Origin of the sequence: Limnospira sp., assembly GCF_051859755.1 — a bacterium.
In the GTDB taxonomy this organism is placed as follows: Bacteria; Cyanobacteriota; Cyanobacteriia; order Cyanobacteriales; family Microcoleaceae; genus Limnospira; species Limnospira fusiformis.
This window is the reverse complement of sequence record NZ_JBIMLI010000234.1, coordinates 1-4,247: the sequence shown is the minus strand read 5'-3', so window position 1 is coordinate 4,247 and position 4,247 is coordinate 1. Positions and strand designations below refer to the sequence as shown.

The 4,247-nt window shown below is 46.1% G+C and carries 2 tRNA genes and 2 rRNA genes; all 4 read right to left on the bottom strand.

The features are described from left to right. A 23S ribosomal RNA gene (locus ACTIE0_RS23055) occupies positions 1-1,586 on the bottom strand; the annotation flags it as partial. 174 nt (positions 1,587-1,760) lie between these two features. Continuing rightward, positions 1,761-1,834 (bottom strand) — tRNA-Ala (locus ACTIE0_RS23050). 10 nt (positions 1,835-1,844) lie between these two features. Beyond that, positions 1,845-1,918, bottom strand: a tRNA-Ile gene (locus ACTIE0_RS23045). 130 nt (positions 1,919-2,048) lie between these two features. Next, positions 2,049-3,574, bottom strand: a 16S ribosomal RNA gene (locus ACTIE0_RS23040). Positions 3,575-4,247 lie beyond the last annotated feature (673 nt).

Genomic DNA, 4,247 nt, shown 5'->3' with positions numbered 1-4,247 from the left:
ACGGTACGGGCCGCATATCTCGCTTTTCTTGGAGGCAGTGCCGCTGGATTATCGACGCGGCCGTGGCCTTGTCGTACTATCGCTTGCGCTTCAACGTGCTATTCCGTCAGCACGCACCAACTAAACTGCCCCGTCACTTTTGGTGATATGCGGGTAGCAGAATATTAACTGCTTGTCCATCGACTACCCCATTCGGGTTCGCCTTAGGCCCCGACTAACCCTCAGCTGATTAGCATAGCTGAGGAATCCTTAGTCTTTCGGTGTGCGGGTTTCTCGCCCGCATTATCGTTACTTATGCCTACATTTTCTTTTGTAATTAGTCCAGCAAACCTCACAGTTCACCTTCTACCCAAATTACAATGCTCCCCTACCACTTTGTACCTATGTACAAAATCCATAGCTTCGGTAATGTGCTTATGCCCGATCATTATCCATGCGGGACCGCTCGACCAGTGAGCTGTTACGCACTCTTTAAATGAATGGCTGCTTCCAAGCCAACATCCTGGCTGTCTAGGCAGTCAAACCGCGTTTGGTCAACTTAGCATATATTTAGGGACCTTAGCTGATGGTCTGGGTTCTTTCCCTCTCGGACATGGACCTTAGCACCCATGCCCTCACTACTGTAAAACATTTTATAGCATTCGGAGTTTGTCAGGAATTGGTAGGCGGTGAAGCCCCCGCATCCAATCAGTAGCTCTACCTCTATAAAACTATTACAATGCTGCACCTAAATGCATTTCGGGGAGTACGAGCTATTTCCGAGTTTGATTGGCCTTTCACCCCTACCCTCAGGTCATCCCAAGACTTTTCAACGTCAACGGGTTCGGTCCTCCATTTTGTGTTACCAAAACTTCAACCTGCCCAAGGGTAGATCACACGGTTTCGCGTCTATTGCATCTAACTAAAGCGCCCTATTCAGACTCGCTTTCGCTACGGATCCGTAACTGAATTACTTAACCTCGCTAAATACAATAACTCGTAGGCTCATTATGCAAAAGGCACGCCGTCATCCCATAAAGAGACTCCGACCGCTTGTAAGCGTATGGTTTCAGGGTCTATTTCACTCCTTTATTCAAGGTCCTTTTCACCTTTCCCTCACGGTACTAGTTCACTATCGGTCTCTCAGTAGTATTTAGCCTTACCGGATGGTCCCGGCTGATTCACACAGGGTTTCACGTGCCCCGCACTACTCAGGATACCACTATCAATTATATATATTACCTGTACGAGACTATCACTCCCTACGGCTAAGCTTTCCAACTTATTCCAGTTCTATATATAACCAAATAACGTGGTCCTACAACCCCATTAATGCCGTAACATCAATGGTTTGGGCTACTCTGCGTTCGCTCGCCACTACTTACAGAATCACTATTGTTTTCTTCTCCTCCGCCTACTTAGATGTTTCAGTTCAGCGGGTTCGCCCACCCTAAGGTGTGCCATGCCTTCAACATGGCGGGTTGCCCCATTCGGATATCTGCGGATCAAATCGTATGTGCCAATCCCCGCAGCTTTTCGCAGCTTATCACGTCCTTCATCGCCTCTGAGAGCCTAGGCATCCACCATACGCCTTTAATAAGCTTATGTATACCTTACAAATATTGTCGCTATATCTCAAACAACAAACCTTTATTTTTTCGCCTTTATATCTCTATAAAAACTACGATAACTCTTCTTTAATTAACCTAAATTAATTGTTATATTTTTGCTCTATTTTTTAAAATATGTCAATGAACGTTTTTCACCAAAAGGGTAAAGTGTGGAGAATACCGGAGTCGAACCGGTGACCTCCTGCGTGCAAGGCAGGCGCTCTAGCCAGCTGAGCTAATTCCCCATTATTATTGTAGTCTCAGGCAGACTCGAACTGCCGACCTCTACATTATCAGTGTAGCGCTCTAACCAGCTGAGCTATGAGACTGTACTAATAATAGTTAATGTTATTTTGAAATTGACAGCTGTTAAGAGAACCCAAACAATACCTCTTGTTTTATGGCTCTTCTTCAGTACCTCACTCTAGACGACTCACTATAACTAGTGAATGCTCTAAAAAAGGAGATATTCCAGCCGCACCTTCCGGTACGGCTACCTTGTTACGACTTAGCCCCAGTTACTAGTTTTACCCTAGGCCGCTCCTCGCGGCGACGGACTTCAGGTACCCCCAGCTTCCATGGCTTGACGGGCGGTGTGTACAAGGCCCGGGAACGTATTCACCGCATCATGGCTGATATGCGATTACTAGCGATTCCAGCTTCATAGAGTCGAGTTGCAGACTCCAATCCGAACTGAGATGCACTTTGTAGATTAGCTCCTCCTCGCGAAGTGGCTGCTCTCTGTATGCACCATTGTAGCACGTGTGTAGCCCAGGACGTAAGGGCCGTGATGATTTGACGTCGTCCCCACCTTCCTCACGGTTTGCACCGGCAGTCTGGCTAGAGTTCCCGACATTACTCGCTGGCAACTAACCACAGGGGTTGCGCTCGTTATAGGACTTAACCTGACACCTCACGGCACGAGCTGACGACAACCATGCAGCACCTTGCAGGCGGTCCGAAGAAAGGGGTATCTCTACCCCATGCAGCCTGCATTTAAGCCCTGGTAAGGTTCCTCGCGTATCATCGAATTAAACCACATGCTCCACCGCTTGTGCGGGCCCCCGTCAATTCCTTTGAGTTTCATTCTTGCGAACGTACTCCCCAGGTGGGATACTTATCACTTTCGCTTGGCCACGGAGTCCGAAAACCCCACAGCTAGTATCCATCGTTTACGGCGTGGACTACCGGGGTATCTAATCCCGTTCGCTACCCACGCTTTCGTCCATCAGCGTCAGTACATGGTTGGTCACCTGCCTTCGCGATCGGTGTTCTATGTGATATCTATGCATTTCACCGCTACACCACATGTTCCGGCAACCCCACCATGACTCAAGACCTGCAGTATCAAAGGCAATTTTATGGTTGAGCCACAAACTTTCACCCCTGACTTACAGGCCCGCCTACGGACCCTTTAAACCCAATGATTCCGGATAACGCTCGGACCCTCCGTATTACCGCGGCTGCTGGCACGGAGTTAGCCGGTCCTTATTCTTACGGTACCGTCAAACGCCCACACGTGGGCGCGTTTCTTCCCGTATAAAAGCAGTTTACAACCCATAGGGCCGTCATCCTGCACGCGGCATGGCTGGATCAGGCTCCCGCCCATTGTCCAATATTCCTCACTGCTGCCTCCCGTAGGAGTCTGGTCCGTGTCTCAGTACCAGTGTGGGGGATCCCCCTCTCAGGGCCCCTAACCATCGCTGCCTTGGTGAGCCGTTACCTCACCAACTAACTAATGGTACGCATGGCCATCCCTGTCCGATAAATCTTTAACCGTAATATCATGCGATATAACGGTACCATGGGGCATTAATCCAAGTTTCCCTGGGCTATTCCCCTGACAGGGGCAGGTTCCATACGCGTTCCGCACCCGTGCGCCGGTCGCCACCAGAAAAGCAAGCTTTTCCGTGATGCCCCTCGACTTGCATGTGTTAGGCCTGCCGCTAGCGTTCATCCTGAGCCAGGATCAAACTCTTCATCGTTGTTTCATTATTATTTTCATCTAAAGCTTTCTATAAATACCTACAAAAAACCCAAACAAAATGTCGCCTAAATTCTCTTAACGCAAAAACTTGTTTACCAAGTTGTGCTGTCAATTCAAAATATCAATGAACGTTTAAAATGCTTATAAAAACATCTATCGTTAGTAAATCATTAACCAAAACAAAATACCTCGTGAACTTATCAACTTAACCTCGTCGGCTAAGCGGGTGCAAATGTACAACTAATTTTTAATCTAGCAAGCGAAAAAAAAATATTTTTATTTTTTTTTAATCCCTCACAAAACCAAAACTAACAACGACAATCGCAATGAACTTTAAATACAATAACGTATTTTCGGACGGCAAAGATACCACCTTTTTTAAACATAAAACAAGGATTTGTTAACTTTAATTTTAAAATAATTTAAAGTGCCTCTAGATCAAAATATTAGAATTTCATTTAAAGGGATAATGTCTTACACTGACATCCTATTGATTCCAAAAAAAACTTAATTTCTGAGCTATTGACAATAAATTCTAAGTACTTTCGTCTACATCATATTTTAAAGCTGACATTTTCGACCTGAAGTCAGAGTAAAATCGATTATTCAACATGAGTGCTCTTATTCTGTGTCATTACATTTAATACCATTTATCAATCGAAATTACTGGT